Below are 25,826 nucleotides of genomic sequence, written 5' to 3'. Positions count from 1 at the left end.
CGGGCCTGGTCACCTCGACGGTCCGGCCGCCGGCCCGGACCTCGCGTCGGGCAGTCACCCCGCCCGGGTGCCCGCGCCGTGGCGGGCGGAAACGAGGCCGAGTCGGCGGGGGCGCGCCGGGTACCCGGCGCGCATGAGCGAGATAGTGAAGCGACTGGAAACCACCGGGGTGGCGGTCTGGCTGGACGATCTGAGCCGGGAGCTCCTGACCGGCGGCGAGCTCGGCCGGATGGTGCGCGACCTGGGCCTGAAGGGCATCACCAGCAACCCGACGATCTTCGCGCGGGCCGTGAGCAAGGGCGACACCTACGACGGGCAGCTGCGCGACCTGGCCCGCCGCGGCGTCGGAGCCGAGGAGGCGGCCCGCCTGCTGACCGCCTACGACGTGCGGTGGGCGTGCGACGTGCTGGGGCCGGTGTACCGGGCCACGGACGGCGAGGACGGCCGGGTGTCCATCGAGTGCGATCCGCGCCTGGCCCACGACACGGAGGCGACCATCGCCGAGGCGCGGTCCCTGTGGTGGCTGGTGGACCGGCCGAACCTGTTCGTGAAGATCCCCGCGACCGAGGAGGGCCTGCCCGCGATCAGCGCGGCGCTCGGCGAGGGCATCAGCGTCAACGTGACGCTGACCTTCTCCCTCGACCGCTACCAGCGCGTCGTCGACGCCTTCCTCACCGGGCTGGAGCGGGCGGTGGCCGCAGGGCACGAGCCGGCGCGCCTCGCCTCGGTGGCGTCCTTCTTCGTCAGCCGGATGGACACCGAGACCGACCGGCGGCTGGACGCCATCGGCACCCCCGAGGCGCGGCGGCTGCGCGGCCGGGCGGCCATCGCCAACGCCCGCCTGGCGTACGAGCACTTCGAGCGGATGCTGGGCGGCGAGCGGTGGCAGGCGCTGGCGGCGCTGGGCGCCCGCCCGCAGCGCCCGCTGTGGGCCTCGACGGGCGTGAAGGACCCGGCGTACCCGGACACCCGGTACGTGGACGCGCTGGTCGCGCCGACGACCGTGAGCACCATGCCGGAGCCGACGCTGCGCGCGGTGGCCGACCACGGCCGGGTGGACGGGAACGCCATCCGCGGCACGTACGAGGAGTCCCGCGAGACGCTGGCGGAGCTGGCGCGGGTGGGCGTCAGCTACGACGACGTGGTCCGCGCGCTGGAGGACGACGGCGTCGCCCGGTTCACCAAGTCGTGGCACGAGCTGCTGCAGACGGTGCAGGGCGGGCTCTCCTCGGGCGGGTGAGCGCTCGGGCGGGTGAGCGCTCGGCCCGGCCGCCCCGGCTGCGCACTCGCCCTTGCTCACCCCTTGTCGGCCTGGTCCAGCTGGAGCGATTGCTCCAGCTCGTGGATGCGCCGGTGCAGGTCCTCGGTGCGGCGGGCCCGTTCGGGTCCGGAGGGCGGGGGGTGTGAGGTGATGACGTACCGGGCGCAGCGGAGGGCGAAGGCGGCGGGGAGGGTGAGAGGCCAGGCGAGGCCGAAGAGGAAGGCGCTGGTCGCGGCGCTGGACCGGTCGTTGCTCTCGAATCGTGCGACGGGGTCGTCGTCGACGTGCCAGTCGGCCTCGCCCTCGATGATCCGGGCGCGCTGCCGTCCGTAGGCTGCCCGCGCCGTCAGGAGCGTGACGGCCAGGTAGCCGAGCGCGCCGGACAGCACATACCAGGCGAGCATGAGAGGACATCCCCTTCTTCGATCGCGACTAGGACGTCCCTTCCGGTTACCCGCCTGGCGCGGGGTCTCACCGATGCATCAGCCCCATCGCGGTGAAATAGGCGGTCCCGGTCACCACGGTCACCAGGCACGCCACGAACAGCACCCGCATCGCAACGCGACCTCCCACGCTCGGAGTCCCTTCCTCCTCTTCCCCAGACTCCCCCAGGCGCCGCGCACGCGCGCGTCGGGCGCTGACGTACGCGATGACCCGGGGAGGCGGTCGGGTGCCTCGCGGAGGAGGCCGGACACGCCGACCCCCCAGACGGAGAAGCAGCGCGGCAGCGGGATCCACCGGGGGTGAAGGCGTGGCCAGAACGCCCGACGGGCCGGGCCGTCGGGCGTTCTGGCCCGTGCGAGCGTCACGCCTGTCCGGCGGATCGGGAGGAAGGCTCCGCCGGACAGGCGCCCTGATCACCCGTCCGGGGGTCCGGGGACGGGCCAGGTCGTGAGGTGTGCCCGGGCGCCGGCCAGACCCGGGCCGATCCGGCATGACCGCCCGGACAGGGCTAGGTGAGCCAGCTCGGGAGCGCCGTGCGCACGGCGCTCAGCACCAGGTCGGACGCGGCCCGCGAAGCGTCCGCGTGCCCCGCGGCGTGGCCGGCGTGAGCGCTCGCGCCGTCCTGCGCCGCGTGCGCCGCGTGGGTGGCCTGCGCGTCCTGGACGGCCGGGGCGAACGAGTCGGCGACCTGCTCGGCGCTCATCGTCTGCCCGCTGCCGTAGGTGACCTCGCCGTTGCCGCCGTCGAAGACGATGTCGGAGCAGGAGTAGAAGTTCTCCTGGCTGTCGGAGCGGATCCAGTGCACGTAGAGGATGTGCTGGCCGGAGCGCTGCGGCAGCTGCACGTTCCAGTAGTAGTGACCAGCGTCGCTGCCCACGCTGCCGCGCTGCGGCGGGTCCGTCACGGAGCTGATCTTCTCCAGGTCACCCCAGGCGAGCTGCTGGCTCGGCGACCAGCCGCTCTTGGTGATGTAGACGTCGAACCTGCCCGGGTGGTGCGCCCAGTTGCTGTGCCGCAGCTCGATGGAGGAGCCGGAGGTGAGGTGCGTCTTCGGCCAGTCGCTGCGAACGGCGTTGTACGCCGCGAAGTTGAACGGGCCCCGGTTGCCGCCGCTGCACAGGGTCCCGTCGGGGACGTAACCGGTGGTCCGGCCGCCGCCGTTGGAGTCCAGCACGGCGAACCAGTTGTACAGCGGGCCGGTGCCGCCCTGCTGGACGGCCGCGGCGCACGCCGGGTTGTCGGGCATCTGGGTGCTGCTGTTCTCCAGCAGGTCCAGGTAGCACAGGTAGGTGCGGGAGCCCGGCATCACGGTCGCGCCGTGAGCCGAGGCGGGAGCGGGGATCAGGGCCATCAGGAGGCCGAACAGCCCGGCTCCCAGGACGCTCAGCAGGCGGATCTGGCGGATCTGGCGGATCCGTCTGCCAGAGGGCTTTCTTCGGTCGGTGGATCGCTTGGTCACGGGTTCTCTCCCAGAAGAGTCGTCTGCCGCGACGGGAGCAGGCAGCCGACAGCACCGCCCACTGACGGTCTGCTCGGTGCACCGGCGGCCCGTCGCCGGTGGTACGGCCGTGCATGTGGGAGCGCTCCCGCCCTCAACGTAGCGCCGGGGGGGTCATTCGGGAAGCCACCGTTCACACCGAAGAAAGCGGCGTCTTGGGCCCGTTCGGCGCGGGGTGCGCGGCCGCCCGCCCGCCGGGCGACCGGAAACCTTTCAAATCCTTCCGGTAGGCGGCGTTCGGCGACCGTTCGGCGAACCGCAAGGGCCCGAAGGCTTGACGCTCCTGACGAGGGTTCCTATCGTCCCGACGTCGTCGGCAGCCCTCCGGAAGTTTTCGATGGCCGCCCAGCGAGAGCCGCCCGGAGCGCGGAAGCGGCCGGCGACCCCCGAGCCCCGCCCTGAGGGAGAGTCATGCGACGGACGATCGCCGCCCGCCTCACCGGCCCCGCCAGGCCCTCCACGGCCCGCGGGCCGACGCGCGTTCCGGTGGCCGGACTGGTCGCGCTCCCGCCGTGCCTGCTCGCGGCTTCCCCGGCGCGGTCCACGCCCGCGAGGGGGGCGCCCGCCGTCAGCGACCCCGTCGTCGCGCCGCGGGTCCCGCTCCCCCTCTTCCGTTAGCGCCACACCCCCACACGAGCCGCCGGCCAGGAAGGACAAGGACCATGACAGGGACATTGATTGTCAGGAGCACACCAAAGAGAAGCGCGCCGCGAAGGAGGCTCCGGGCGGCGATCGCCGCGCTCGTCGGCGCGATCGTGCCGCTGCTGGCGGCGCTGACCGTCGCGGCGCCGCCCGCCTCGGCCGCGCAGCTCACCGAGGTCACGAACTTCGGCGACAACCCGAGCAACCTGCGGATGCACGTCTACGTGCCGGACAGCGTCACCGACAACCCGGCGGTGCTGGTGGCCGTGCACTACTGCACGGGCAGCGGCGAGGCGTTCTACTCCGGCACCGAGTTCGCCTCCCTGGCCGACCAGCACGGCTTCATCGTCGTCTACCCGACGGCCACCCGCAGCAGCAAGTGCTTCGACGTGTGGTCGCCCGAGGCGCTGACCCGCGACGGCGGCAGCGACCCGGTCAGCGTCAAGTCGATGGTCGACCACACCCTGACCACCTACAACGCCGACGCCGGCCGCGTCTTCGTCACCGGCGCCTCCTCCGGCGCGATGATGACCAACGTCCTGGCGGCCAACTACCCCGACGTCTTCGCGGCGGGCGCCGCTTTCTCGGGCGTGCCCTACAGCTGCTTCGCCACCGGCAGCAGCACCAACGAGTGGAACAGCACCTGCTCCGGCGGCCAGGACCAGCGCACGCCGCAGGCGTGGGGCGACCTCGTCCGTGCCAACAACCCCGGGTACAGCGGGCCCTGGCCGCGCATGCAGCTGTGGCACGGCACCGAGGACACCACGCTGGCGTACCCCAACTTCCAGGAGCAGATCGACCAGTGGACCAACGTCCACGGCCTCACGCAGACGCCCGACGCCACCGACACGCCGGAGCCGAACTGGACCCGCACCCGCTACGGCGGCACCGGCGACCGGGCCCCGGTCGAGGGCATCAGCATCGCCAACACCGGCCACACCCTCCCCACCAGCGGCATGGCCGCGCGGGTCATCCACTTCTTCGGACTCGACCAGTCCCAGTGACACCGCGATGAGCCGGGCGCCGGCCCGGGTGGCGATGGCGCCGCCCGGGCCGGCGCCCTCGGCGTGCGGCGTTCTCGCCCTCAGGCAGTGACCCACCGTGCCGCGCTACACCCGTGCCCCAAGAGCCGTGCCTATTCCCGCTCTTCACCGGAACGCCATCGAAGCAGGGCCCGGATGTCAGCTTGGCTCCACAGCATCGGGCGGGCAATTCCCGTCCCACCGCTGGAGGAACACGCATGTCAGCGCCTGCCAGACCACTCTCCCGCCGCGGCGTCCTCGGAGTCGGCGGCGCGGGGGCCGCCGCCATCCTGCTCGGGACCGGGGCGTGGAGCGCCTCGGCCGCGTTCGCCGCGCCCGGACGGGGCGTCAATCCGTTCACCCTGGGCGTCGCCTCCGGCGACCCGCTGCCCGACGGCGTCGTGCTGTGGACGCGGCTCGCGCCCGACCCGTTCGCCGTGGACGGCCGCGGCGGCATGCCGGACCGGCCCGTGCGGGTGGAGTACGAGGTGGCCCTCGACGAGCGGTTCCGGTCGGTCGTCCGGCGCGACAGCGTGGTGGCCACCCCGGAGCTGGGGCACTCGGTACACCCGGAGATCCGGGGCCTGAAGCCCGACCGCGCGTACTTCTACCGCTTCCGCTCCGGCGGGGAGATCTCGCCGACCGGCCGGACCCGCACCGTGCCCGCCGCGGGCTCCCGGCCCCGGGAGCTGAACTTCGCGTTCGCCTCCTGCCAGGCCTGGCAGGACGGGTACTTCACGGCGTACGAGCACATGGCCCGGGAGGACCTCGACCTCGTCGTGCACCTCGGGGACTACCTGTACGAGTACGGCGTGGGCACCAACAAGCGCGGCGTGACCGTGGACGAGCGGTTCCACGGCGAGACCTTCGACCTGGCGCGCTACCGGCTCCAGTACGCCCTCTACAAGGCCGAGGCGCCGCTTCAGGAGGCGCACGCCCGCTTCCCGTGGATCATGACCATCGACGACCACGAGGTGGAGAACAACTGGGCCGGCGACATCTCCCAGGCCGACACCGAGCCGGACCAGGACCCGGCCATCTTCCGCGAGCGGCGGGCCGCGGCGTTCCAGGCCATGTACGAGAACATGCCGCTGCGGCGCGCCCAGATGCCCGCCGGGCCCGACGTGCGGCTGCACCGGCGGCTGGCGTACGGCACGCTGGCCGACTTCACGATGCTCGACACCCGCCAGTACCGGGACGACCAGCCCTGCGGGGACGGCACCTCGGCCGACTGCGCGGACCGGTTCGACGAGGGCCGCACGCTCCTCGGCGCGGAGCAGCGCGCGTGGGTGCTGGAGGGCTTCAGCCGGTCGGCGGCCCGCTGGCAGGTGCTCGGCAACCAGGCGCCGATGGGCCAGACCGACCTGGACGCCAGCGCCGAGGTGACGCAGGTGTTCCTCGACCCGTGGGACGGCTACGTGGCCGACCGGGACCGGGTGCTGACGGCGGCTCAGGACCGGGGCGTGCGGAACCTGGTGGTGATCACCGGCGACCGGCACCAGAACTACGCCTGGGACCTCAAGCGGGACTTCGCCGACCCGGACTCGCCGACGGTGGCGAGCGAGTTCGTCGGCACCTCCATCTCCAGCGGCGCGGACGGCGCGGACATCACCGAGGAGGGGCAGCGCTTCCTGGCGGCCAATCCGCACATGAGGTTCTTCAACCAGCAGCGCGGCTACGTGCGGGTGAACGTCACCGAGGAGCGCTGGCGCAGCGACTTCCGGGTGCTGCCGTACGTCACGCGGCCCGGCGCGCCGGTCTCGACGCGCGCGAGCTACGTGGTGGAGGACCGGCGGCCGGGGGTGCAGGAGGCGTAGGCGCGCGGCTCCCCCGGCCCCGGGCGGCGCCGGGGGAGCACGTGGGCGAGGGGCGGGCCCCGGCGGATCCGGTCGAGACGGTCTAGGGAAGGGCGCCGGTGATGGGGTCGGTCAGGGTGGTGTCGGTCAGGGTGGTGTCCGTCAGCGGCTCGGCGTCCAGGGTGTCGAGGGCGTCGCTGCCGTCCTGGCGGGGCTCCGCGTCGGACGGCGACTCCTCGGGCTCGGGGAGAGGGACCAGCTCCGTCACCTCGCGGGCGGCGGCTCCGAGGGCGTCGACGGCACCGGCCGCCTCCTCGAAGGCCGCCCTGCCCGCCGGGCCGTCGCCGATGGGCCCGTCGGACCCGATGGGCTCGACGGGGTCGATGCGGAAGCCGGCGCTCACCCCCGTCCGGCAGTCGAGGTCGCCGACGCCGCCGCCGCCGAGGGGGTCGAGACCGTCCGCGTCGTCCAGGTCGTCCCTGTGGTCCGTGCCGGCGTGGTCGCCGCCGAGGCCGGTGGAGACGGAGACCGCCGCCTCCTCGTCGTCCGGCAGGTAGGGGCAGGACGACCCGGCGTCGCTGGCGTCGCCGCCCTGGGGCCGCGGCCCCGGCTCGGCGGGCGGCGGCGCGCCGTCCCCGGCCTCCTGCCCCGCGTCGGCGGGCTCGGCCTGGGCGGCGGGCTCGGCGTCCGGCGCCGAGGCGGCGGCGTTGCGCTGCTCGCCGGAGTCGAAGCCGGTGTCGGAGCCGGGCTGTTGGCTCATGCTGCCCGCCGTGAACGCGACGGAGGCGGCCAGGGCGAGCTTCGCCAGCACCCCTCCCCCGCCGCCCACGCCGGCGGCGGCCTCGGCCGTCGCGGGACCGGCGGCGCCGAGGCCACCCGCGCCGCCGCCGGCCTCCGGCCAGGAGGCGGCCACGGCCGAGGCGAGCCCGCCCGCGGCGGCGACCGGGAAGACCGCGCGCAGCGTGGCGTTGACGTCCATCAGCTCCAGGTACGCGGCGCGGCACCGCTGGCAGGCGTCCAGGTGACGCCTGAGGCCCCGCGAGGCCGCCGAGCCGCGGATGAACGCCCCGAGCTTGCCGGCGTAGCGGCGGCACGCCTCGCGCCCGGCGAGGTCGTCGCTGACGTGCGCCTGGAGGAACGCCTGCCGCAGCCCCTCCCGGGCCCGGAAGGCCAGCACGGCGGTGGCGTTGGTGGTCAGCCCGAGGGCGCTGCCGACGCGGCCGAGCGGCTCGCGCTCGACGGCGGTGCGCCACAGCACCTCCTGCCAGCGCCCCGGCAGAGTGGAGAACGCCGCCACCAGCAGGTCCCGGTCGGCCTTGACCATCGCCTGCGCCTCGGCGGACAGGTGCGTGGTCTCGCGCGGCGGTGGAGCGGCCGACGGCTCCCCGCCGTCGGCCGCCGGGCGTCCCGCCGCCAGGCGCCGGACCGTGGCCAGCAGGTGGTCGTGCAGCGAGGCGCGGGGGCCGCCGCCGTCGCGCAGCGCCTGGAGGGTCTGGGCGAACGCCTCCTCCGTCAGGTCCTCGGCGGTGTCGGCGTCCAGGCCGTGCTCGCGCGCGTGCCGCCACACGCCCTCGGCGTACCGCCGGTACAGCTCGGCGAAGGCGGCGGCGTCGCCCTGGCGGGCGCCCGTCAGGAGCGCGGCGTCGGGCTGCGCCTCCGGCGGCGCGGCCCGGTCGGCCCGGCGGTGCGCTCCGCGCCGGGCCGGTCGCGCCGGCCGGCGCCGGGTGAAGCGACCTATGTGTCCCGAGTGATCCCTGTGACCCGTCATGTGACACCATCCCGTTGTTCCGGCCCCCGCCTACCCCCGTGACGTCTTCGCAAGCCCCCCGTTTTCGCGTCCGTGCTCACGTCAGCTGACGGCGGACCAGCTCGTGGAAGAGTCCGCTGGAGTCGGCGAGCAGTTCGGCGGGCGTCCCCTGCTGCACGATCCGCCCGTGGGACATGGCGATGACCCGGTCGGCGTCCATGATGGTGGACAGCCGGTGGGCGATCACGACGCGCGTGGCGCGCAGGGCACGGGTGGACTCGATGACCACGCGCTGCGCCTCGTTGTCGAGCGCGCTGGTGGCCTCGTCGAGGAAGAGGACGCGTGGCTTGCGGATGAGGGCCTGGGCGATCATCAGGCGCTGCCGCTGGCCGCCGGAGACGGTGCCGCCGCCGTCGGACAGCATGGTGTGCATCCCCATGGGCATGGCCTTGATGTCCTCGGCCAGCCCCGCCATGGCGGCGGCCTCCCACGCTTCCTCCAGGGTGTACGCCTCGTCGCCGCGGATGCAGTCGAGGATCGAGCCGGTGAGGGGCTGGGCGTTCTGCAGCACGACGCCGCACTGGCGGCGCACCGCCGCGAGGTCGAGCGCGGCCAGGTCCTGGCCGTCGAAGAGCACGCTGCCCGAGGCGGGTTTGTCGAAGCCGATGAGGAGCCGCAGCAGCGTCGACTTGCCGCAGCCGCTGGGGCCGACGACGGCGAGGAACTCGCCGGGCCGGACGGAGAAGGTGACGTCGTCCAGGACGAGGGGGCCGCCGTCGGTGTAGCGGTAGGTCAGGCCGCGGGCCTCGACGCGGCCGCCGAGGGTGCCGGGCTGGGCGCTGCCGCCGGTCACCTCGGGGGTGGCCTGGAAGACGGGCCTGACCTGTTCGAACATCGGGAGCACGGCGGCCGCCGACAGCAGCGCGCCGGTCGCCTGGGTGACGGAGGAGAGCATCATCGTCACGGCGGTGGAGAAGGTGAGGAACGCGCTGGCGGACATGGTGCCGCGCGCGGGGCCGGCCAGCAGCATGAACATCACGAGGGTGGTGAGCGGCAGGCAGACGGCGTTGAGGACGGTGATGGCGTTCTTGATGCGGCCGACGCGCCACTGGAGTTCGCGGGAGCGGGCGAACTCCCCCGCCCAGGCGGCGTAGGCGAAGCTCTCGGCGGCGGCGACGCGCAGCTTGGGCAGGCCGCGCAGGGTCTGGAACGCCTGGTTGTTGAGCTTGTTGCTGAGCTCGATGAGCTGCCGCTGGTAGCGCAGCTGCCACAGCCCGAGGCCGAGGAAGACGGCGGCGATGGTGAGCAGCATGGCGAGGGCGACCAGCGCCAGCGGCACGCTGTACGCCAGCAGCAGCACGAGGTTGACGGCGCCGACGGTGCCGGCCTGGACGCAGACCGGGCCGATGCCGGACAGGGCGCGGCGGATGGCGCTGATACCCATGGCGGCGCTGGCCAGTTCGCCGGTGGAGCGGCCCGCGAAGAACGTCGTCGGCAGCCGCAGCAGCCTGTCCCACACCGCCGGCTGGAGGGTGGCCTCGACGCGGCCCTCGACGCGGAGGATGGCGATGTTCTGCATGAGCATGAAGACGGCGGCGACGACGCCGGTGGCGATGATGGCGATGCCGGTCTGCACGATGAGGCCGGTCTCGGCGCGGGGGACGTACGCGCCGAGGACGCGGCCGGTGGCGATGGGGACCAGGGCGCCCAGGCCGACGGCGACGAGCCCGCCGAGGAGGAGGCCGCGCAACTCGGCGCGGGTGCCGCGGACGCTGAAGCGCAGCAGGCCGATCAGGCCCAGCGGCTGGTCGGGCAGGGGGCGGTAGAGCATGACGGCCCGGCGTTCGAAGCGGGCGGCGTTGGCGGCGCGGACGGGTTCGCGGGTGCCGGTGGCGGGGTCGACGGCGACGTACCGGCCGCGGCGCCACAGCAGGGCGACGGGCGCGGCGTCGCGGACGCGGCGCCCGACGAGGGGGCCGGTGTTCTCGCGCCACCAGCGGCCGGCGAGGCGGACGGTGCGGGTGCGGACGCGGGAGGCGAGGGCGAGGCGCTCCACGGGGTCGAGGCGGCCGTCGCCGTCGCCGGCGCCGCCGGCGGAGCCGACCGGTTCGGCGAGGGTGATGCGGGCCTCGTCGGCGACGATGCGGCAGGCGGCGAGGGTCGCGTCGCCGCCGGGGTCGGGGCGGCTGGCGGCGGCGGAGCGGTCGATGGCGGCCAGCAGCGTCCGGTCGGCCCGGGTGCGGGCGGCCTCGCCGGCCCGGATGCCGGCCTCGGCGCGGTCGGCGTGGGCGCGCTCCATCTGGTCGATCCAGCGGTCCAGGGCGCTGAGCAGCCGGTGCTGATGGTCGACCATGCCCTGCCAGACGGCGGGGTCGATGAGGAGGGTTCCGGCCGCGTTGGCGTCGTACGCCGCTCCGTAGCGGACGCCGCCGGGGGTGACGTGGATCCACAGGATGTCGTCGTCGCCGCCGGCGCCGGCCTCGGCGTCCGGGGTGGCGCCGTCGAGCGGCGCCTGGTAGAGCACGCGCAGGCCGCGGCCGATGCCGCGCGCGAAGGCGTCCTCGAGGGGGGTGGGCGACGCGCCGCCGGCGGCGCCCTGCTGCCAGAGGTCGGCGTACCACTGCCCGGTGTCCCACCCGTCGGCGTACCCGCCGCCGTGCGCCTGGCCGTGCCCGCCGCCGTAGGTGTCGTACGGGCTCGCGAACTCCTGCTCGTACGCCGGGCGCTGCAGCTCGCGCAGCTCGATGCGGCGCAGCCAGCAGCCCGGGAGGGGGCGGGCGATCAGCGTGTGCTCGGGCCCCTGGACCGGGCCCAGCAGCAGCGTGCCCGCGTGCACCCGGCCGAGGAAGTGCCGGTGTCCCTCGAGCGCCGTGTCCACGGCGAAGAGGTCCATGGCGCCCTCGGCGACGAGCCACAGCACGAGGGGGCCCTCGAGGTTCACCGCGCGCAGCCCTGCGCAGTCGACCGGGGTGCCGAGCCCGCCCAGCGCCGCGATGACCGGGTCGGCCGGCCACGCGGTCGTCTCGGTCATCTCAGTGCTCCCTGACCAGCTCGGCGTACGGGCCGCCCGCGGCGAGCAGCGTCTCGTGGCGTCCGCGCTCGACGACCGTGCCCCGGTCGAGCACGAGGATCTCGTCGCTGTCGCGGATGGTGCTCAGCCGGTGGGCGATGACGACGCAGGCGCAGCCGCGGCGGCGCAGGTTGTCGATGATGAGCTGCTCGGTGACGGCGTCCAGCGCGCTGGTCACCTCGTCCAGGACGAGGACGCTGGGGCGGCGCACCAGCGCGCGGGCGAGCTCCAGGCGCTGGCGCTGGCCGCCGGAGAAGTTGCGGCCGTCCTGTTCGACGCGGCTGTGGATGCCGCCGGGGCGGCGGGCGACGACGCCGTAGACGGCGGCGTCCTTCAGGGCCTCGGTCACGGCCTCGTCGGGGATGGAGGGGTCCCACAGCGCGACGTTGTCGCGGACGGTGCCCTCGAAGAGGAAGACGTCCTGGTCGACGAAGGAGACGGAGGCGGCCAGCGCGCCGCGCGGGATGTCGGCCAGCGGCATGCCGTCGATGCGGATGGCGCCCTCCCACGGGGCGTGGAGGCCGGCGATGAGGCGGGAGACGGTGGACTTGCCGCTGCCGGAGCCGCCGACGAGCGCGACCTGCTGCCCGGGGCCGACGGACAGCGAGAAGTCCTTCAGCAGGGGCGGGTCGAGAGGGCTGTAGCCGAAGGTGACCCGGTCGAGCTCGACGTGGCCCTTCAGGCGGCGCGTGCCGGGGCCGCCAGGGCCGCCCGGCTCGCGGCGCGAGTAGACGGGGTCGGCGGGGAAGTTCTCGACGTCCTTCAGGCGGGCGAGGTCGGCGGCGAAGTCCTGCAGGCGGCCGGCGACGCCGTTGAGGCGGGTGATGGGCGCGGTGAAGCTGGTCACCAGCGCCTGGAACGCCACGAGCAGGCCGACGGTCAGGTGACCCTCGACCGCGCGCAGCCCGCCGATCATGAGGATCAGGGCGCTGTTGAGGGTGGCGAGGGTGGGGGCGACGACCCCGAGCCAGGCGCTGGGGACGCCGAGGCGCTGCTGCGTCTCCAGGGTGGTGGCGTGCTGCCCGGCCCAGCGGCGGAAGAAGGCGTTCTCGCCGCCGGTGGCCTTCATCGTCTCGATGAGCGTCAGGCCGCCGTAGGAGGTGTTGGTGAGGCGGGCGGCGTCGGCGCGGAGCTTGTGGGTGCCGGTGGCGCGCAGGCCGATGACCAGGCGCATGGCGGCGAGGTTGAGCAGCGCGATCATGACGCCGACGACGGTGAGCTGCGGGTCGTAGGTCCACAGCAGCACGGCGTAGAGCACGACGACGACGGCGTCCACGGCGGCGGCGGCCAGGTCGCGGGCGAGGGTCTCGGCGACGGTGTCGTTGGACTGCAGGCGCTGGACGAGGTCGGCGGGGCTGCGCTGGGAGTAGAAGGCGACGGGCAGTCTGAGCAGGTGCCGCAGGAAGCGGGCGCTGCCCAGGGTGGAGGAGATGATGCGCCCGCGCAGCAGGTTGGCCTGCTGGAGCGCTGTGAGGGTGAGGGCCAGCGCGAGGGCGGTCGCCATCGAGGCGAAGAGCACGCGGAGGAGGGAGGTGTCGCCGCCGATGAGGAAGGTGTCGATGTAGGTGCGGCTGAGCGCGGGCACCCAGGCGCCGGTGGCGACCAGCAGGAGGCTGGCGAGGACGGCGGCGAGCATGGTGCCGGAGGTGCCGCGCATGCGGGCGGGCATGGCGCGCAGCACGCCGGGCTTGCGGCCGGTGCGGCGGAAGCGGGCGCTGGGCTCCATGACGAGGACGACGCCGGTGAAGCTCACGTCGAACTCCTCGATCGGCACGAAGCGACGGCCCCTGGCGGGGTCGTTGACGTGGCAGCCGCGGCGGCCGAGGCGGCGGCCCGGGCCCTCGTAGACGACGTAGTGGTTGAACTCCCAGAAGAGGATGGCCGGGGCGCGGACCTCGCCGAGCGCGGCCAGGTCCATCTGCATGCCCTTGGCGTTCAGGCCGTAGCGCCGCGCCGCCTTGAGGATGTTGCTGGCGCGGGAGCCGTCGCGGGAAACGCCGCAGGCGATGCGGAGTTCCTCCAGGGGGACGAAGCGGCCGTGGTGGCCGAGGACCATGGCCAGCGCGGCGGCGCCGCACTCGACGGCCTCCATCTGCAGCACGGTGGGGGTGCGCACGCGCCTGCCGCGCGGGGGGCGGCGGCGCGGCGCACGGCGGGCCGCCCGGCCCGCCGGCCCGGCGCGGCGGCGGGCGCCGCCCTCGGCCTCGTGGCGGTGCCGCCGGGGCGCGGGAGGCGGCGGCCCGGGGGTGGCGGGCCGCGGGGAGGTGCGGCCGCCGCGGGCTCGTGGCGGCGTCACGGCAGCAGCCAGTCGACGGGGCGCTGCGCGGCGAGGTGGACGGCGCCGGTGACCGGGGTGCGCGAGGCGACGGCGTACGGGGGGCCGTCCGTGGAGGACCAGGCGTACCCGGACTCGGTGGCCCGGGAGCGCTCGAGACGGACGACGACGGCGATGGGGCTGCCCTCGCGGGAGAAGTGCTCGGCGAGCTGCTCGTCGCCGAGGAAGCCGCTGATCTGGCGCCGTGTCAGGGGGGCGCTGCCGACGGCCTCGACGCGGCCGCGCAGCACGCCGAACCGCTCGCGGGGCACGGACTGGACGCTGAGGTCGACGGAGGCGCCCACGGGGATGGCGGCGCCGCCGTCGCCGGGCAGGTAGAGCACGGCGACCAGCGGCTCGTCGGGGCCGCTGACGTGCTCCAGGGTGGCGACGTCCGCGCCGGCCGTCACCACGGCTCCGGCCCGGGCGATGACGGTGGTGAGCTGGCCGCCGGCCACGGCCTCGACGTCGCGGTCGCCGTCCTCGGTGCGCACCGTCAGCAGGGGCTCGCCGGGATCCAGCAGCTGGCCCTCCTCGGCGAGGACGCTGGTGACCTGGCCGGCGACCGGGCTCTGGAGGGTGTAACTCCCCTCGGCGTGGGTGAGGATGCCGGACGCGGTCACCTTCGAGGAGACCGAGCCGGTCAGCGCCCACACGCCCGCGGCGGCCATGACGACGACGGTGACGGCCAGCACGAGGCGCCCCTGGGGGCGGGCGAGGCGTACGGGGAGATCGAGTTCTTCGGGCGACTGCAGTCGGGACAGCGCTCGTTGGCGGAACTGCACGGCTCTTCCTTCGGCCCTCGTGCCTTCGTGCCTTTGTCACCCCGGTAGCCATGAACCCCGGAGCCGCTCGGTCCGGGGTTCATGGGTACCTCTCAGAGACCGACGAGGCCAGTGAGGGAGCCGGTGTTGGCGGAGACGCCGGTGTAGCCCGACACGGTGCCGGTCGCCTCGCCCGCCACGCCCTGCAGGTAACCCACGGTCTCCAGCGAGCCCACGGCGTTGGAGACGTCCGAGGTCACGGCGCCGACCAGGCCACCGGAGATGGAGGCGTAACCGCCCAGGCCGCCGGCGACGGCGTCGAGCTCGGCGTCCGCGATCTCCTGAGTCTCAAGGTCCTTACGCAAGATGCATATTCCCTTCACTTGTCAGCTTCATCACAATCCGGCGAGCGGATCGCAACAACGGGTCGTGATGTAAGCACGGGGACAGCGAGCTGTGCCAGCCTTGTTGCCGCGCCCGGCCGGAGCGGCATCGCCGCTGGTCACCGCCGTGCAGCTTTTTTCTCCAAGGAAGGCCAACTTTTTCGCGTAATGGGGTCGTGGGAGGCCGGGCCACCCTCCGCGAAGACAAGGGCAGAATGCGACAAACCCCCACACCCAGCGTGTGTCCGTCATACCAGGACTCCCGGAGACACGTGCCTGCGGTTGCACGCAAGGTGTGAAGGTTTGCCGAAGGGTGTTTGTGGCCGGGTCAGCTCCCGCAGCCCAGGCGTTCGGTGGACAGGGCCAGGTCGTCCAGCCGGAGGTCGTAGGAGGCGGGCGTGGGGTCGGCCTGGTAGAGCTGCCAGCCGATGCGGACGGTGTCGAACTCCGGGAAGAGGAAGTCGACCGCGTTGCCGCCGTGGTCGGTGGTGGTGGCGGTCATCTCGGGCTTGGCCTCACCGTCGATCCAGACCGAGACCCGGTTGTCGGAGGCGTCCAGCTCCCACTCCAGGCACAGCCAGCGCCCGGCCTCCGCGGGGGCGGTGGCCTGCCAGTCGGTCCAGTCGCCGGTCGGGCCGCCGTCGGAGCCGACGCCCCACAGCGCCGCGCCGTCCCCCTCGGTCGGCACCCACTGGCCGCCGATCGGGCGGACCATGGTGCCGTCGCCGACGCCGGTGGCCTCGACGAGCGTGAAGTGGGCCCAGTCGGGGGCGGTGGGGAACGCGTCGACCTTCACCCGCATCCGGCCGAAGAAGCTGTTGCCGGGCGCGGCGAAGTCCTCGACCTCCAGGAAGGCGTGGCCGTTGCCGTCGGTGTGAACGCCCAGCACCTGGCCCTGGCGGCCGGGCTTCACGCTCAGCGTGCCGTTGCCGGTGTCGGCGGCCCAGTCGGCGCCGGTGCCCGCGCCGGGCTCGAGGTCCTCGAAGTCCTCGCAGAACAGGAGCGCCGGGTCGGACTCGCAACCGGCGCGGGGGTGGGGGCGTTCGGCCGAGGCGGGCGCGGTGCCGGCGACGGTCACCAGCGTGGCGGCGGCGGCGAGGGTCGCGAGCACGGGCTTTATGTGTGGGAGCGTCATCGCTTCTCCGTGGGGGTGGTGTTGTGGGGGTTACTGGTGTGCCGGCCGTGACAGGGCCGACGCCGGAGATTTCCCCCACTGCGCCCCTTCCCGAAACCTGGGGCTTCGCCCGCTACGCGAGCTGGCCGCTGTGCAGCGTCGTGTACACGCCGCCCCTGCGGAGCAGTTCCTCGTGGCCGCCGATCTCCTGGATGGCGCCGTCGCGCATGACGACGATGCGGTCCGCGCCCCGGATGGTCGACAGGCGGTGGGCGACGACGAAGGTGGTCCGGCCGTGGAGCAGCCTGCCGAGGGCCTCCTGGACCAGCGCCTCGGAGCGGGTGTCCAGGGCGGAGGTCGCCTCGTCGAGGATCAGCACGCGCGGGTCGCGGATCAGGGCCCGCGCGATCGCCAGGCGCTGCCGCTGGCCGCCGGAGAGCCGGGCGCCGCGCTCGCCCACCACCGCGTCGAGGCCGCCGGGCAGCCGGTCGACGAACTCCAGGGCGTTGGCGTCCCTCAGCGCCGCGCGGACCGCCTCCTCGTCGGCGTTCTCCATGCCGTAGGCGACGTTCTCCCGGACGGTGCCCTCGAAGAGGATCGACTCCTGTGGGACCACCGAGACGAAACGCCGGTAGGTGCGCAGGTCCAGCTCGTTCATGTCGTGGCCGTCGAGCAGCAGGCGGCCCGTGGTGGGGCGGATGAAGCCGATCACCAGGTTGACGACGGTGGACTTGCCCGCGCCCGAGGCGCCGACGAGGGCGATGGTCTCGCCGGGGGCGACGGCGAGGGTGAAGTCGCGCACGGCGGGCCGCCCGCCCGTCTCGTAGGTGAGGCCGACGCCCTGGAACTCGAACGCCCCGCGCACCCCGGTCACCCCGGCCTTGCCCTCGTTCTCCTCCAGGGCGGGGGCCTGGAGCACCTCGCCGGCCGAGCGGACCGACTCCAGTCCCTTGCTGATGACGGGCGCGAGGCCCAGCAGGGTGCTGGTGGAGTTGGTGAGGGTGGTGAGGAAGGCGCTGAGCATGACGACGTCGCCGGGGGTGACGCCCCACAGGCCGTGGTAGGCGACGAGGGCGGCGGCGGTCAGGAAGGTCACGCCGAGGGCGTTGAGGAAGACCCATGCCAGGGAGGCGAAGCGGCCGTTCACCAGGTCCAGGCGCAGGCCCGAGGTCAGCACCCGCCGCAGGGTGGTGTCCATGCGCCGCAGCGCGTCGCGCTCCAGGCCGTGGGCGCGGGTGACGGAGATCAGCCGGGTCATCTCGTTCACCCGCGAGGAGAGGTACTCCACCTCCTGGCGGAACGTCTCGTTGTGGGTGCGCAGCCGGAGGCGCAGCCGCACCACCAGCAGCGCGGCCACGGGCACGACGAAGAGGAAGACCGGCAGGAACTCCGGGGTGCGCACCGCGATGATGACGAGGCCGCCGAGCAGCACGGTGGTGGCGCCGAGCCCCTGCTCCGCGGTCTGCTGCACCATCTGCTCGACGGTCTCGACGTCGCGGACCACCTTGGCCTGGAGGACGCCCGCGCTGACGCGGTTGTGGTAGCCGATGGACAGCTGCTGGAGCCTGGTGCACAGGGCCGAGCGCAGGGCTGTGCCGGTGCGGCGCACGCTGCCGTACATCAGGCGGACCCACAGCAGGTGCAGAGGGGTGTTGAGGGCCAGGACCACCATGATCATCCCGGCGGCGATCCAGATCCGGCGCAGCGGCAGGTGGAGCACGACGGTGTCGATGATGACGCCGGTGACGAGCGGCAGCAGCCAGACCGGGCTGTGCTTGACGACGAAGACGCAGAACGCGGCGGCCAGGCGCCAGCGGTCGCCGCGGAAGAGGTAGGCGAGGGTGCGGATGGGGTGTTCGCCCCGGTAGCGGTGGTCGAGTGGGCCTTCGGACAACGCCGCCACAGCCATCACTTCAGCGTCCCTTCCGGTCCGTGTTTGGCCGGGCGTCCGGCACGAACGCACAATTTCCCACTCTATCGATCCTTCGTCAGCCGTTTTCGGCACCCGGCACTCTCGAAAACATTTCGAGCGGTTGCCGGGGTGGTGGCGTAGCCGGTGCGCGTCGCCGGACCGCTGCGGGCGGCCCGCCCAGCGACGCCGAGCCGTGCGGCGGCTGCGCGGCCACAGCACCGGCCACCTGCTGTCGGGGCTCGCCCTGACCTACGCCAACACGTCACCTTCGGACCGGTCGTGCCGGCAGGGGCCTACGGGGACCAGCAGCTGACGGCGATGCCGACGCCGGACGTGGCCTCGGTGAGCCAGCAGGCGGGCGACAGCCTCGGCTTCACGGGCACCGCCGACGGGCAGCGGCGGCGTTGCCGAGGGTGCAGACGGCCTGGGCGCTGCCGGCGAGGGCGACGAGCGCGCCGGCCGCGAGAGCGCCGGCCTGCCTCGCCGAACAGCTCTTCGCTTATGGTCAGTAGGGGCCGTCCCATCCGTGACCGCCGTGCCTGGAGGATCCGTGACGCAGCAGCAGTCCGCCGAGTCCGTGCTGACTGGGGTGCGCAACTTCCGCGACGTGGGCGGGCTGCCGACGGTGGACGGGCTGCGGGTGCGCGACGGGCGGCTCTACCGCAGCGGGCACCTGGCCCACGCCACCGAGCAGGACCGGGCGTTCCTCGCCGGACTCGGGCTGCGGACCGTCTTCGACTTCCGCAACTCCGCCGACCAGGCCCTGGAGGGGCCGGACGTCACGCTGCCCGGCGTGCGGAACGTGAACATACCGCTGACCGACCCCTCGGACAGCGCCGACTTCTGGCGGCTGGTGCGCGAGGGCACCCTCGCGCAGCTGCGCGCCGCCCTCCCGGACGGGCAGGGCGCGGCGTCGATGGCGGCCTCCTACCGGGAGATGGTGCTCACCCGCACCGCCGAGCACGGGCGGGTGCTGCGGGCCCTGGCCGCCGGCGAGGTGCCCGCGCTGCTGCACTGCTCGGCCGGGAAGGACCGGGCCGGGCTCGCGGTCGCGGTGGTGCTGCTGGCGCTCGGCGTGGAGCGGGACGCCATCACCGCCGACTACCTGAAGTCCGGCGCCCCGCACCGGCGGTACCGGGTGCGGCGCGGCCCGGACGCGGAGGGCGGACCGTCGCCGGAGGTGATGGAGCTGCTGGCGCCGCTGTTCGACGCGCACGAGGAGTACCTCCGGGCGGCGTTCGGGCAGATCGACCACACCTGGGGCGGCGTCGACCGGTACCTGGCGGAGGGGCTCGGCCTCACCCTGGCGGACCGGGAGCGGCTGCGGGGCCACCTCCTCACGCGCGGCTGACCGCCGCCCGCGGCGGGGCGTTACGCCGGGCGCCGCTACTTCCGGCGGACCACGACGAAGTCGGCCAGCGCCTCGAAGCGGTGCCGCACCCCGGCCGGCAGCGCCGCCGCCCCGCGCAGCGCGGCCAGGGCCTCGTCGTGCTGCCGCCGGGCCTCCGCCTCGGCCCAGCTGCGGCCGCCCGCCTCCTCGACCAGGGCGGCCCTGACGGCGAACTCGTCCTCGCCGAAGTCGTCGAACTCCTCCCGGCTCTTCTTCACGTCCGCCGTCAGCAGCGCGGTGAGCCGGTCGGCGGCGGCGTTGCGGGCGGCGAGCGCGGCGACGACGGGCAGCGACTTCTTGCGCTGGCGCAGGTCGCTCCAGGCGCGCTTGCCCGTGGCGCGCGGGTCGCCCCAGATGCCCAGCAGGTCGTCGACGGCCTGGAAGGCGAGCCCGAGGTGCTCGCCGTAGGACAGCAGCGCGGCGGCCGTGGCCTCGTCCGCGCCGCCCAGCACGGCGCCGATGGCGGCGGAGCACGCCAGCAGCGCGCCGGTCTTGTTGCCCTCCATCTCCCGGCACTCTTCGACGCTGACGCGCTCGCGGTGCTCGAAGGTGATGTCCTGGGCCTGGCCGTCGATCAGCCGCCGGCTGGCGTCGGTCAGCAGCCGGGCGGCGCGCGCGGCGGACTCGTCCCCGGCCCGCAGGATGACCTCCAGCGCCAGGGCGTAGAGGGCGTCGCCGACGAGGATGGCCTGGGCGGGGCCGTGGGCCTTCCACACGGTGTCCCGGTGGCGGCGCTGCTCGTCGCCGTCCATCAGGTCGTCGTGGAGCAGCGAGAAGTTGTGCACCAGCTCGACCGCGACGGCGCCGGGCACGCCGGCCGCGGGGTCGGCGCCCGCGGCCTCGGCGGAGAGCAGCGCGAGTGCGGGGCGCAGCGACTTGCCGCCGTCGCCGTCGGCGGGGCGGCCCTGGGCGTCGATCCAGCCGAAGTGGTACGCGGCGATGGTGTCCATGGGCGGGGCCAGGCGCGCCACCGCCTGCTTCAGGGCGGGCGTGGCCAGGGCCCGCCCGCGCTCCAGCAGCGCGGCGACCTCTTCGTGGGCCGTGTCGTCGGGGTGTGCGGCGTTCACGCGGTCTCCTTAGCCGTGGTGCGATGGCCTGCTGCCGCCCTGGCGGCGGCGAGCCCGCTGCGCACCGCGCCCTCCATGGTCGCGGGCCAGCCGGTGGCGGTCCAGGCGCCCGCCAGGTAGAGGCCGGGGGCGCGGGTCACGGGTCCTGGGCGCAGCCGTCCCACGCCGGGCGCGGGCGCGAAGGTGGCGGCGCGCTCGCGGGTGACGAAGGCGTCGCACACCCGGGCGGCGCGGGCGGCGGGCAGCAGGCGGGCCAGCTCGGGCAGGTAGCGCTCGCGCAGGACGCCGGTGGGCAGCCCGATCTCCTCGTGCGCGGCGGACTGCGACAGCACCAGGTACTGGTGGCGGCGCCCGTCGAGGCCGGAGGGCGCGGTGCGGTCGAAGACCCACTGGACCGGGCTGCCGAGCGCGGCGAAGAAGCCGCGGCGCAGCACCGGCCGGTCGTAGATGACGTGGACGTTGAGGATCGGGGCGGTCTCGATGCGCAGCAGCCGCCCCGGCTCGGGCAGCGCGCCGGGCGGCAGCAGCCGGTGGGTCTCGCGCTGCGGCGCGGCGAGGACGACGCTGTCGGCCGCCAGCTCGCGGGCGGGGAGTCCCGTCCGGCCAGCGACGGTCACCCGCCAGCCGCCGCCGGAGGCGTCGCGCCGCACGCCGCGGGCGCGGGTGGCCGTCAGCACCTCGACGCCCGCGCGGGCCAGCGCCCCGCGGGCGAGGGTGTGGTGGAGGGTGCCCAGCGGCACCCGTGGGATGCCGATGTCGGCGGCGCCGGGCTCGGTGAGCAGCCCGGTGCGGAAGACCATGGCGGCCAGGGCGAGGGAGGCGTCGGCGGCGCGGGCGTTGAGGGTGGCGACGCCGACCAGGTCCCACAGCGCCTCGACGCAGCGGTCGCTCTGACCGTGGCGCCGCAGCCAGCCCGCGAAGTCCTGGGCGTCGAGCGCCGGGTCGGCCGGGTCCAGGCGGCGCAGCGCGAGCGCGGCACGGGCCACGGCGAGGCGTTCCCCGGGGGTCAGGTGCGGGTAGCGGGCGAGACCGGGGGCCAGGTGCAGCGGCACGGGCAGCGCGGTGCGGCGCAGCCGGCCGAGCCTGCCGCGGGCGGCGTCGAGCACCGGCACGTCGAGGCGCCGCTGGAGGGGGGCGAGGCCGGCGCCTCCGATGCGGCGCAGGAAGGCGCGGTAGGCGGTGCAGCACCGCAGGTAGACGTGCTGCCCGTTGTCGACGGTCAGCTCGCCGAGGGAGGTGGCGCGCCGGAAGGAGAACGCCAGCCCGCCCAGGCGCGGCCGCGCCTCGACGAGCGTGACGCCGATCCCCCGGTCGGCCAGCGCCAGCGCGGCGGTGATCCCGGCGAGCCCGCCGCCGACCACGACGGCGCTGGGGGGGCGCGCCCCGCGGGGGCCGCGAGCCGCGACGGCGCCGTCCGGTCCGGGCCCGTCCGGATCGGGCCCGTCCGGATCGGCCGGGCCGGGGGCCGTGGCGGGGTGGGCGGGCGGGGTCACGCGCCGTACCGCCGGATGTCGATGCCGGCCAGGCCGCGGGCCGCGACGAGGGCCTTCTGGGGGGCGGGCAGCGCCACCCGGCCCCGCAGGACGGCGGCGGGGTCGGCGTCGATGCGGTCCAGCAGCCGGTGGTAGATCCCGGCCATCGCCGCCGTGCACGCGGCCGAGCGGCGGTCGAGCACCGGCAGCAGCCGGAAGCCCTCGGCGAACAGCTCGCGGGCGCGCCGCACCTGGAAGCGCACCAGTCCGGGGAAGTCGTAGCCCCGCGCGCGGCGGGTGATCCGGCCGGCGTCGTCGCCGTCCGGGCAGCCGAACTTGCGCAGGTCCTCGGCGGGCAGGTAGGTGCGGCCGTCGGCGGCGTCCTCGCGCACGTCGCGGAGGATGTTGGTCAGCTGGAGGGCGAGCCCGAGGGTGTCGGCGTGCTCGGGGGCGCGGTCCGTGCCGCGCGCCCCCGGGGCGGTGCCGAAGACGCCGAGCGCGAGGCGGCCGATGGAGCCGGCGACGCAGCGGCAGTAGCCGCGCAGCTCCTCCCAGCTCTCGTAGCGCCGGCCGCGCACGTCCATCAGCACGCCGTCGATGAGCTCGTCCAGCGCGCCGAGCGGGATCGGGAAGCGGCGGGCGGCGTCGCTGAGGGCGACGGCGACGGGGTCGGTGGCGTCCTCGGGGACGGCGTCGGCGCGCATCCGGTCCAGCAGGGCGCGGGTCTTCCTCAGACGCGTGTCCTTCGTGGCGGACGGCAGCAGGCCGTCGCCGATGTCGTCCACGCGGCGGGCGAAGGCGTAGACGGCGGACAGGGCGCGCCGCTTGGCGGCGGGCAGCAGCCGGATGCCGTAGGCGAAGTTGCGGGCGTGCTGGCCGGTGACGACCTCGCAGTAGCGGTACGCGGCGACAACCGCGGGCGGCGGGGGTGGCGGGCCGTGGGCCGCGCGCTTGGCGCTCATGTTCCTCTTCGCAGTCTCATGTCCCGGCCCAGCCGTTGCCGAACGGGCCCGGGGATGTGATCCCAGGGCCGTCCCAGGGTCGTTCCGGTCGCACGCAGCAGGCCGCGCCTCGTCGGCCGGGGCGTGCCCGCCAGCACGTCGTAGCCAGCGTCGGCGATGGCCTGGGCCGCCGCCCGGCCGCCGCCGACGAAACCGGCGAGCAGCAGTCGCAGCCGCCCCCGGACGCTGCCCACCAGGGGGGCGCCCTCGTCGAGCAGCCTACGTGCCCGTTCCGTGAGGTATGCGACCAGGGTCCGCATCGAGGCGTTGGCGGTGAGGGCGGCGAGGTCGGCCTCGGTGACGCGGAAGCGGCGCATGTCGGCGGCGGGCAGGTAGATCCGGCCGCGGGCGAGGTCCTCGGCGACGTCCTGGAGGTGCTCGATGAGCTGCAACGCGGTGCAGACGGCGTCGGACCGGCGCAGGCGCTCGGGGGTGGCGGTGCCGGTGATGGCGAGGACCAGGCGGCCGACGGGGTTGGCCGACAGCTCGCAGTAGGCCAGGAGCTGCTCGTGGTCGGCGTAGCGGTGGCGGCGCTGGTCGAGGCGGTTGGCCTCGATGAGGTCGGCGAAGGGGCGGGGGGTGAGGCCGTGGCGCCGCACGGTGGGGATGAGGTCGCGCAGCAGGGGGTGGCGGGGCGGCGAGCCGCCCTGGGCGCTGTCGAAGACGCGCCGCAGGTCGGCGTCGAGCGCGTCGAGGACGGTGAGGGGCTCCCACTCGCCGTCGGGGACCGGGCCGATGCCGAGGAGGGCGGCGTGGACGCGGCGGTGGCGCGGGGACAGGTCGCCGTCACCGATGTCGTCGACCAGGCGGGCGTATCCGTAGACGGCCATCAGGTCCTCGCGCCAGGCGCCCGGCAGGAAGCGGGGTGCCACCGGGAAGTTCTCCCGCTCCGCCCTGGCCAGCAGCGCCCGGGCCTCGTCCTCGGCCCGGGCGGCCTCCGACGGGGGGACCGGGAGCGGCCCCGGCGTCACCAGGGCCGCCGAGGGCCGTCGCAGTCCGTCATATGAGCTTTTTTACCGCACGGTCTCCTGGTTCCGCTTCCGGACACGCGGCCCGTTCCCCTGCTGCCGGGGACGCGGCCGTGGCCTGCTGGGGCCGCCGGCGGCGCGGTCGGTGTGCTCCTCGTACGCCTTGAGCACCTCGTCGGTGGGGCCGTCCATGACGAGCTCGCCCTTCTCCAGCCACAGCACCCGGTCGCAGGTGTCCCGGATGGACTTGTTGCTGTGGCTGACGAGGAAGACCGTGCCGGCCTGCGAGCGCATCTCGCGGATGCGGGCCTCGGAGCGCTTGCGGAACATCTTGTCGCCGGTGGCCAGGGCCTCGTCGACCATCAGCACGTCGTGGTCCTTCACGGCGGCGATGGAGAACCGCAGGCGGGCCTGCATGCCCGAGGAGTAGGTGCGCATGGGCATGGCCATGAAGTCCTGCCCCCGCTCGTTGAGGCCGGAGAAGTCGACGATCTGCTGGTAGCGCTCGCGGATCTGCTCGCGGCTCATGCCCATGGCCAGGCCGCCGAGGATGACGTTCCGCTCGCCGGTGAGGTCGTTCATCAGGGCGGCGTTGACGCCCAGCAGCGAGGGCTGGCCGTTGGTGTAGACCCTGCCCTTCTCGGGAGGCAGCAGGCCGGCGATGGCGCGCAGCAGGGTGGACTTGCCGGAGCCGTTGGAGCCGATGAGGCCGATGGCCTCGCCGCGGTAGGCGACGAAGCTGACGCCGCGCACCGCGTGGATCTCCTGCACCCGGCGGGAGCGCTGGCCACGCAGCATCCGGCTCAGCGCCGCGCTGCCGCTGCCCCGGCTGCGGACGCCGTAGACGCGGTAGACGATGTGGACGTCGTCGGCGATGACGGTCGGCGTGCGCTCGCCGCCCGTCTCCGGGGCCTCGCCCGTGTTCGCCGGCGTCGCCGGGTCAGTCGCGGCCATAGCGGTCCTCCGCCTTCCAGAAGTAGATGAAGCCTCCGATGCCGATCACGACGGCCCAGCCGAGGGCCAGCAGCCAGGTCTCCCCGGGCACGGTGTTCGGGTAAGGGCCGTCCATGAGGGCGTAACGCATCAGGTCCATGTAGACCGCGGCGGGGTTGGCGGCCAGGACGTCGGCCACCCAGCCGGGCGCATTCGCCCTCTCCTCCAGCATGTGCCGCAGCGGGAACATCACGCCGGAGAAGTACATCGCCGTCCGGAGCACGAATGGCATGATCTGGACCAGGTCCGGCATGGAGCTGCCCCAGCGGGCGAAGGCCAGGGCCATGCCGGTGTTGAACGCCAGCTGCGCCAGCAGCACCGGGATCACCAGCAGCCAGGTGGCGTCGGGATAGTGCCCGAAGCCGACCATGACGATGACGAGCACGATCATCGAGTAGAGCAGTTGCTGGAGCTGCTGGAGGCAGAAGGCGATCGGCAGCGAGGCCCGGGGGAAGTGCAGGGCCCGCACCAGGCCGAGGTTGTTGGCGATCGACTTGGTGCCGGACATGATCGAGCTCTGGGTGAAGGCGAAGACGAACACGCCGGTCACCAGGAACGGGACGTAGTCCTCGTCGCTCATGCCGCCCTTGGCGCCGATGATCTTCCCGAAGATCAGGTAGTACACGAAGGCGTTGAGCAGCGGGGTCAGCACCTGCCAGACCTGGCCGAGCCTGGCCTTGCTGTACTGCGCCGTCAGTTTCGCCTGGGAGAAGGCGACGATGAAGTGGCGGCGCCCCCACAGCTGGCGTACGTACTCGGGCAGCGGTGGCCTGGCACCGCTGACGGACAGCCCGTGGCGGGCCGCCAGATCGGCCAGTGACTCATCCTGGGGGGAGGCACCGACTCGCGTTGTCTGACTCACTTGAAACTCTCGTCCTCGCAGAGCGCAACACCTGGCACGAACGGCCGCGCGCAGGTTCCGTGTGCGCAAGTTTTATCAGGGTACTTACGACGGTGCGGTAATCCCT

General features: G+C 74.3%; 20 protein-coding genes. 5 read left to right on the top strand and 15 right to left on the bottom strand.

Annotated elements, in window-relative coordinates:
• Positions 1 to 133: 133 nt before the first annotated feature.
• The gene (tal, locus tag ACTWQH_RS00620; protein WP_443284255.1) at positions 134 to 1,240 is read left to right on the top strand and encodes a transaldolase; all 1,107 of its coding nucleotides are present in this window, start codon (positions 134 to 136) and stop codon (positions 1,238 to 1,240) included.
• A gap of 56 nt (positions 1,241 to 1,296) precedes the next feature.
• On the opposite strand, the gene ACTWQH_RS00615 is transcribed toward tal, so the two are convergent.
• Positions 1,297 to 1,665, bottom strand: coding sequence for a hypothetical protein (locus ACTWQH_RS00615; protein WP_443284254.1), 369 nt, complete (start codon positions 1,663 to 1,665; stop codon positions 1,297 to 1,299).
• Between the two features lie 548 nt (positions 1,666 to 2,213).
• Complete coding sequence (locus ACTWQH_RS00610; protein WP_443284253.1) at positions 2,214 to 3,164, bottom strand: lytic polysaccharide monooxygenase auxiliary activity family 9 protein; 951 nt, start codon at positions 3,162 to 3,164, stop codon at positions 2,214 to 2,216.
• A gap of 450 nt (positions 3,165 to 3,614) precedes the next feature.
• Between ACTWQH_RS00610 and ACTWQH_RS00605 the strand changes: the two genes are divergently transcribed.
• The 3 genes from ACTWQH_RS00605 (at position 3,615) to ACTWQH_RS00595 (ending at position 6,684) form a co-directional block, all read left to right on the top strand.
• Positions 3,615 to 3,821, top strand: a complete 207-nt coding sequence (locus tag ACTWQH_RS00605) for a hypothetical protein (protein WP_443284252.1) — start codon at positions 3,615 to 3,617, stop codon at positions 3,819 to 3,821.
• Positions 3,822 to 3,865: 44 nt separating this feature from the next.
• A complete protein-coding gene (locus ACTWQH_RS00600) occupies positions 3,866 to 4,849 on the top strand; it encodes an extracellular catalytic domain type 1 short-chain-length polyhydroxyalkanoate depolymerase (protein WP_443284251.1) in 984 nt (327 codons plus the stop codon).
• Positions 4,850 to 5,085: 236 nt separating this feature from the next.
• Positions 5,086 to 6,684 carry an alkaline phosphatase D family protein gene (locus tag ACTWQH_RS00595; RefSeq protein WP_443284250.1) on the top strand — a complete coding sequence of 533 codons (1,599 nt, stop codon included), beginning with the start codon at positions 5,086 to 5,088 and terminating at the stop codon, positions 6,682 to 6,684.
• Between the two features lie 82 nt (positions 6,685 to 6,766).
• Here the strand turns inward: ACTWQH_RS00595 and ACTWQH_RS00590 are convergent, their stop codons facing one another.
• The 7 genes from ACTWQH_RS00590 to ACTWQH_RS00560 all read right to left on the bottom strand — a co-directional run bounded on the left by ACTWQH_RS00590 (position 6,767) and on the right by ACTWQH_RS00560 (position 17,964).
• A complete protein-coding gene (locus tag ACTWQH_RS00590) occupies positions 6,767 to 8,431 on the bottom strand; it encodes an RNA polymerase sigma factor (RefSeq protein ID WP_443284249.1) in 1,665 nt (554 codons plus the stop codon).
• Between the two features lie 76 nt (positions 8,432 to 8,507).
• On the bottom strand, positions 8,508 to 11,441 hold the full coding sequence (locus ACTWQH_RS00585) for an NHLP bacteriocin export ABC transporter permease/ATPase subunit (protein ID WP_443284248.1): 2,934 nt from the start codon (positions 11,439 to 11,441) through the stop codon (positions 8,508 to 8,510).
• A 1-nt stretch (position 11,442) separates the two neighbouring features.
• Positions 11,443 to 13,788, bottom strand: coding sequence for an NHLP family bacteriocin export ABC transporter peptidase/permease/ATPase subunit (locus ACTWQH_RS00580; RefSeq protein ID WP_443284442.1), 2,346 nt, complete (start codon positions 13,786 to 13,788; stop codon positions 11,443 to 11,445).
• Positions 13,773 to 14,579, bottom strand: a complete 807-nt coding sequence (locus ACTWQH_RS00575; RefSeq protein ID WP_443284247.1) for a hypothetical protein — start codon at positions 14,577 to 14,579, stop codon at positions 13,773 to 13,775. The genes ACTWQH_RS00580 and ACTWQH_RS00575 overlap by 16 nt, the downstream gene beginning before the upstream one ends.
• 92 nt (positions 14,580 to 14,671) lie before the next feature.
• Positions 14,672 to 14,923, bottom strand: a complete 252-nt coding sequence (locus ACTWQH_RS00570) for a hypothetical protein (RefSeq protein ID WP_443284246.1) — start codon at positions 14,921 to 14,923, stop codon at positions 14,672 to 14,674.
• 346 nt (positions 14,924 to 15,269) lie between these two features.
• Complete coding sequence (locus ACTWQH_RS00565; protein ID WP_443284245.1) at positions 15,270 to 16,076, bottom strand: hypothetical protein; 807 nt, start codon at positions 16,074 to 16,076, stop codon at positions 15,270 to 15,272.
• Positions 16,077 to 16,188: 112 nt separating this feature from the next.
• On the bottom strand, positions 16,189 to 17,964 hold the full coding sequence (locus ACTWQH_RS00560) for an ABC transporter ATP-binding protein (protein WP_443284244.1): 1,776 nt from the start codon (positions 17,962 to 17,964) through the stop codon (positions 16,189 to 16,191).
• Positions 17,965 to 18,517: 553 nt separating this feature from the next.
• Here ACTWQH_RS00560 and ACTWQH_RS00555 point away from each other — a divergent pair.
• Complete coding sequence (locus ACTWQH_RS00555) at positions 18,518 to 19,318, top strand: tyrosine-protein phosphatase (protein ID WP_443284243.1); 801 nt, start codon at positions 18,518 to 18,520, stop codon at positions 19,316 to 19,318.
• A gap of 35 nt (positions 19,319 to 19,353) precedes the next feature.
• On the opposite strand, the gene ACTWQH_RS00550 is transcribed toward ACTWQH_RS00555, so the two are convergent.
• From ACTWQH_RS00550 to ACTWQH_RS00525, 6 genes are read right to left on the bottom strand one after another with little or no spacing between them, the layout of a single operon-like run.
• Positions 19,354 to 20,424 (bottom strand): polyprenyl synthetase family protein, encoded by a 1,071-nt coding sequence (locus ACTWQH_RS00550; RefSeq protein ID WP_443284242.1) that lies wholly within the window; start codon positions 20,422 to 20,424, stop codon positions 19,354 to 19,356.
• Entirely contained in the window at positions 20,421 to 21,917 is a 1,497-nt protein-coding gene (hpnE, locus tag ACTWQH_RS00545) for a hydroxysqualene dehydroxylase HpnE (RefSeq protein ID WP_443284241.1), read from the bottom strand. Before hpnE ends, ACTWQH_RS00550 begins: the two co-directional genes overlap by 4 nt.
• Positions 21,914 to 22,858 (bottom strand): presqualene diphosphate synthase HpnD, encoded by a 945-nt coding sequence (gene hpnD / locus ACTWQH_RS00540; protein WP_443284240.1) that lies wholly within the window; start codon positions 22,856 to 22,858, stop codon positions 21,914 to 21,916. Before hpnD ends, hpnE begins: the two co-directional genes overlap by 4 nt.
• Positions 22,855 to 23,868, bottom strand: coding sequence for a squalene synthase HpnC (hpnC, locus tag ACTWQH_RS00535; RefSeq protein ID WP_443284239.1), 1,014 nt, complete (start codon positions 23,866 to 23,868; stop codon positions 22,855 to 22,857). The genes hpnD and hpnC overlap by 4 nt, the downstream gene beginning before the upstream one ends.
• Positions 23,869 to 23,910: 42 nt before the next feature.
• Positions 23,911 to 24,819, bottom strand: coding sequence for an ABC transporter ATP-binding protein (locus tag ACTWQH_RS00530; RefSeq protein ID WP_443284238.1), 909 nt, complete (start codon positions 24,817 to 24,819; stop codon positions 23,911 to 23,913).
• On the bottom strand, positions 24,806 to 25,720 hold the full coding sequence (locus ACTWQH_RS00525; protein WP_443284237.1) for an ABC transporter permease: 915 nt from the start codon (positions 25,718 to 25,720) through the stop codon (positions 24,806 to 24,808). The genes ACTWQH_RS00530 and ACTWQH_RS00525 overlap by 14 nt, the downstream gene beginning before the upstream one ends.
• Positions 25,721 to 25,826 lie beyond the last annotated feature (106 nt).

It is taken from the genome of Streptomyces sp. 6N223, from assembly GCF_052246635.1.
GTDB lineage: Bacteria > Actinomycetota > Actinomycetes > Streptomycetales > Streptomycetaceae > Streptomyces.
This window is presented reverse-complemented; position numbering and strand designations above follow the sequence as displayed.

Excerpts from the sequence above, each read along its gene's own strand:
- ACTWQH_RS00605 (WP_443284252.1), top strand. The coding sequence starts at position 3,615 with ATGCGACGGACGATCGCCGCCCGCCTCACCGGCCCCGCCAGGCCCTCC.
- ACTWQH_RS00600 (WP_443284251.1), top strand. The coding sequence starts at position 3,866 with ATGACAGGGACATTGATTGTCAGGAGCACACCAAAGAGAAGCGCGCCG.
- ACTWQH_RS00530 (WP_443284238.1), bottom strand. The coding sequence starts at position 24,819 with ATGGCCGCGACTGACCCGGCGACGCCGGCGAACACGGGCGAGGCCCCG.
- ACTWQH_RS00615 (WP_443284254.1), bottom strand. The coding sequence starts at position 1,665 with ATGCTCGCCTGGTATGTGCTGTCCGGCGCGCTCGGCTACCTGGCCGTC.
- ACTWQH_RS00585 (WP_443284248.1), bottom strand. The coding sequence starts at position 11,441 with ATGACCGAGACGACCGCGTGGCCGGCCGACCCGGTCATCGCGGCGCTG.
- tal (WP_443284255.1), top strand. The coding sequence starts at position 134 with ATGAGCGAGATAGTGAAGCGACTGGAAACCACCGGGGTGGCGGTCTGG.
- ACTWQH_RS00595 (WP_443284250.1), top strand. The coding sequence starts at position 5,086 with ATGTCAGCGCCTGCCAGACCACTCTCCCGCCGCGGCGTCCTCGGAGTC.
- ACTWQH_RS00590 (WP_443284249.1), bottom strand. The coding sequence starts at position 8,431 with ATGACGGGTCACAGGGATCACTCGGGACACATAGGTCGCTTCACCCGG.
- hpnD (WP_443284240.1), bottom strand. The coding sequence starts at position 22,858 with ATGAGCGCCAAGCGCGCGGCCCACGGCCCGCCACCCCCGCCGCCCGCG.
- ACTWQH_RS00565 (WP_443284245.1), bottom strand. The coding sequence starts at position 16,076 with ATGACGCTCCCACACATAAAGCCCGTGCTCGCGACCCTCGCCGCCGCC.
- ACTWQH_RS00560 (WP_443284244.1), bottom strand. The coding sequence starts at position 17,964 with ATGGCTGTGGCGGCGTTGTCCGAAGGCCCACTCGACCACCGCTACCGG.